Origin of the sequence: Winogradskyella sp. UBA3174, from assembly GCF_002364335.1 — a bacterium.
In the GTDB taxonomy this organism is placed as follows: domain Bacteria; phylum Bacteroidota; class Bacteroidia; order Flavobacteriales; family Flavobacteriaceae; genus Winogradskyella.
In genome coordinates, this window is the sequence record NZ_DEXW01000038.1 from 1 (window position 1) to 4,070 (window position 4,070).

The following is a 4,070-nucleotide window of genomic DNA, read 5'->3' on the forward strand; positions in this document are numbered from 1 at the left end:
TTTGCTGAAGTAGCTTTTTCTGGCACACCATCTGCACTAGGCGTTTCTGATTTTACATTATCAGATGCTATAAGCCTATATCCAAATCCAGCTACAGATGTTATTAAAATAAAGAACATCTCTGATTTAAAACTAGAGGGCATCCGTATTTATGACATTAACGGGAGATTAGTAGCCCATCATAAAGTGAGAGACACTAGTAATAATCAGTCCATCAATGTATCCGAACTTGCTTCTGGTATTTATATGCTTCAGATTTATAGTAATCAAGCAAATACAATTAAAAGAATAATAAAAAATTAGCATTCTAATTCACTTCAGAAATTGAACACTAATCTTTAAGCGTAGTACTGAATATAAATGCAGTACTACGCTTTCATTTTGAAATAAAATAAACATTTGAAAATAGAATCGACTATTGACCTTTCTTTAATGTATTTATCAAACGGTAAATTCATTGATTAAACGGTTAGCTACCATTTGATATTCCATTTGTACAATACACCTTTATTTAAAGTTAATTAAGAGTACCTTCGGAATATTATCAATATAAACGCTCTCAGACCAGTTGACATGCTTTGGAATACTAAAATTATAAATCCACAAGATTTAATTAACATCTCTAGAGGAGACGATAAAATAATCCATAAATACTTATTACAGTTTCAAGAATTAATCCCACAGCGTATTGAAAGTTTAAAAGAAAACCTGAAAGTTGAAGACAGAAAACAAATACGCCAACTATTACATCAAATGAGTCCTCAGATACAGTTTTTCGGAATTATGGATCTCGTAAAACCCATTAGGCGATTAGAACTCGATTATGATACAATGCCAATAAAAGAATTAAACGCATTAGTAGAAACCGTAATAACGAAGTTAAATCTCGCACTTGACGATGTTCATTTAGCTATCAAAGATAATTTCTAACCATCAACCCTCATGAAAATTAAGACTATAATTTTAGCTATTGTTATTTTTGGATCATTCTTAACTACTAAAGCACAATCATTTTCAGAAACCCAACAAGATTCTTTAATGAGTATTTGGAAAGATGTAACCCAACAAGACACTATTCGTTTAAGCGCTGTGCATAGAATAGCAATGGAAGGCTACCGCTTTAAAAATCCAGATAGTGCCTTTTATTATGCTCAGTTGCAATATGATTTTGCACATACAACAAAACATAAGAATTTTCAGGCTCTTGCTTTACTTACTCAAGGTGACTATTATTTATTAAAAGGTGACCCAGATAAAGCTTTAGATATTTTTAATAATGCATTGAAACTATCACAAGAACTAAAAGATAGAAAACCAGAATTAATCAGTTTAGGTTATATAGTAAGAGTGTTCAAAACAAAAGGAGAAATTGAAAAGGCCTTAGACTATAATTTGCAAATGTTAAAAATAAGCGAGGAAATACAGGATACATCTCAGATAGGAAAAAGTTTAACTGGTATTGGTAATAATTATATTAGGAAAGGTGATCTATCATCTGGTTTAGAATATCTTAAGCGATCTAAAAAAATCTTCGAAAAACTTGAAGATAAGTACAGTGTTGTTAAAGTACAGTCATCCCTAGCTAATCTTTATATGCAACTAGGAAATCTAGACCAAGCGCTTAAACTTACTAACCAAAACTTGGCCTATTTTGAAGACATAGGAAACAAAACATTAGCAGCAGGCTGTTTATCTAATTTGGGCGGTATTTATGTAAACCAAGGCAATACTAAAAAAGGATTGGAATATTTAGAGAAAGCTATAAAACATTTCGAAGAAACGGGAAATAAGCCATACATAGCAAGACTTTCTCAGAATATAGGACGCATTTATTATGATAAAGGCAATCTAGAACGCGCATTAGAATACGCGACTAAAAGTTTAAAATTATCTGAAGAAATTAAAAATAGAAACGCTGCTGCAACTGCAAAGCAAAAAATCGGTATTATTCTTGCTGACCAAAGGAAATATACTCAGGCTATCTCTTATGGTAACCAAGCATTAGTCTTTTTCCAAAACACAAAAGATATAATGAACATTAGCACGGCCTCAAAAAACTTAATAAAAAGCTATAAAGCTACTGGTAAGTATAAAAACGCATTGGAAATGAATGAACTTTATCACCAGATGCGTGATAGCCTAAATAGTAGAGAAAATCAAAAAGCAATTATTCAATTACAGGTCCAATCTGATTATGATAAACAAAAAGCAATAGATGATGTTGAAAACCAGAAAGAAATAGCCATCCAAGAAGCAAAGACAAAATCACTGCAGCGTATTTCTTGGGCCATTGGTATTGGGTTATTATTAATTTCCTTATTAGCTCTTGTTACATTCAACAGACTTAAATTAACTCGCAAACAGAAAGTCATCATTGAAGCACAAAAGAAAAAAGTAGAACAATCTGAAAAGTACAAAGAACAGTTTCTAGCCAATATGAGTCATGAAATTAGAACGCCTATGCATGCCATTTCAGGAATGACAAAAATTTTAGAGCGTAACAAACATCCTAAATCTCAAGATGTTTTTCTTAAAGCTATGCGAACCAGTTCTGACAATTTAATAGTTATCCTAAATGACGTTCTTGACTTGTCGAAAATAGAAGCTGGTAAACTGGAAATTGAGAATATTTCACTTAATGTAGCGTCTGTGATTGAAAATGTGATTCAAATTCTCAAATTTAAAGCAGAAGAAAAAGGTTTAATCTTGTCTTATGAAATAGCTGAAGATGTACCGACTTTGGTTAATGGAGATCCTACGCGTCTAAATCAAATTTTAATCAACCTTATCGGAAATGCGATTAAATTCACTGATAAAGGAAACGTAGACCTCTTGTTATCTTTACATGATGACCATCTTCATTTTCAAATAAAAGATACAGGAATAGGAATTCCTAAAGATCAGCTTGATAGCATATTTGGAGCTTTTGAGCAAGCAAAAGAAACGACAACTCGCTACTACGGAGGAACTGGCCTTGGTCTTAGCATCTCTAAACAATTGGTAGAATTACAAGATGGTAGAATTTGGGTTGAAAGTTCTGAAGGCAAAGGCAATACTTTCTATTTTGACTTGCCACTAGCTATTCCTGAAATAGATGCTGTTAGTAAAGATTTTATTTCTGAAGATAAATTAAAAGCAATGGCCAAATCTCTTAAAGGCATACGCATTCTTATGGCAGAAGACAACCCTTTTAATCAAATGATAGCTCAAGATGACTTATCGTATTATATCGAAGGGGTTACTATAGATACTGTAAAAAATGGTATGTTAGCCATTGATAAATTTAAAAGCGATAACTTTGATTTGATTCTGATGGACGTACAAATGCCTGAAATGAATGGATTTGAAGCTACCAAAAGTATCAGAGCCATAGAGAAATCTGAAGGCAGAACACCTAAAATTCCAATTATAGCAATGACAGCAAGTTTATTGAAAACAGAAATAAAAAATTGCTACAATGCTGGAATGGATAATTACATTCCAAAACCTTATAAACTTGAAGAATTAATTGTACCGATTTTTAATGAGCTAAAATCACAGCCATGAGTTTTTATAAAATTAAATGCTTAATTATTGATGATGATCCTTTTATAAGAGAGTTACTGCAAGACAAGTTAGATCATTATTTTCCAGATATAGAAGTTCTATCTACAGCTAATAGCGGAAATGAAGGTATACAGAAAATTATTGATTGTAAACCAGAACTTATATTTCTCGATGTAGAGATGGTAGATATGACGGGCTTCGAAATGTTATCTCAATTATCTGAAATTAATTTTCAAACTATATTTATTACTTCATATAGCCATTATGCCATAAAAGCGATTCGCTTTAACGCTTTAGATTATTTATTAAAACCTATCGACTTAGGTGAGTTAAAAAAAGCTGTAAAGCGTTTTAAAGCCCATACTAAAGTTGAACTACGACAAGAAAACTTATCTATAGCATTAAAAAATGTAGCAAACAAAAATGTAGCAAATCATATACTAAATTTAAAAACCCAAGATGGCGATTTAAGGTTGGTTTTAAATAATATTATCCATATTAAAGGTGATCGGAACTACAGTTAT

At 31.7% G+C, this 4,070-nt stretch carries 4 protein-coding genes; all 4 read left to right on the forward strand.

The features are described 5' to 3' along the window. Positions 1–303 (forward strand): T9SS type A sorting domain-containing protein (locus B2U95_RS05825; RefSeq protein WP_296313730.1); only part of this gene is annotated, 303 nt, incomplete at its 5' end. A 270-nt stretch (positions 304–573) separates the two neighbouring features. Beyond that, a complete protein-coding gene (locus B2U95_RS05830) occupies positions 574–930 on the forward strand; it encodes a hypothetical protein (protein ID WP_296313731.1) in 357 nt (118 codons plus the stop codon). A 12-nt stretch (positions 931–942) separates the two neighbouring features. Beyond that, entirely contained in the window at positions 943–3,546 is a 2,604-nt protein-coding gene (locus B2U95_RS05835; RefSeq protein ID WP_296313732.1) for a tetratricopeptide repeat-containing hybrid sensor histidine kinase/response regulator, read from the forward strand. After that, on the forward strand, positions 3,543–4,070 hold a 528-nt coding region (locus B2U95_RS05840; protein WP_296313733.1), incomplete at its 3' end, for a LytR/AlgR family response regulator transcription factor. The genes B2U95_RS05835 and B2U95_RS05840, both read left to right, overlap by 4 nt.

Excerpts from the sequence above, each read along its gene's own strand:
- B2U95_RS05830 (WP_296313731.1), top strand. The coding sequence starts at position 574 with ATGCTTTGGAATACTAAAATTATAAATCCACAAGATTTAATTAACATC.
- B2U95_RS05835 (WP_296313732.1), top strand. The coding sequence starts at position 943 with ATGAAAATTAAGACTATAATTTTAGCTATTGTTATTTTTGGATCATTC.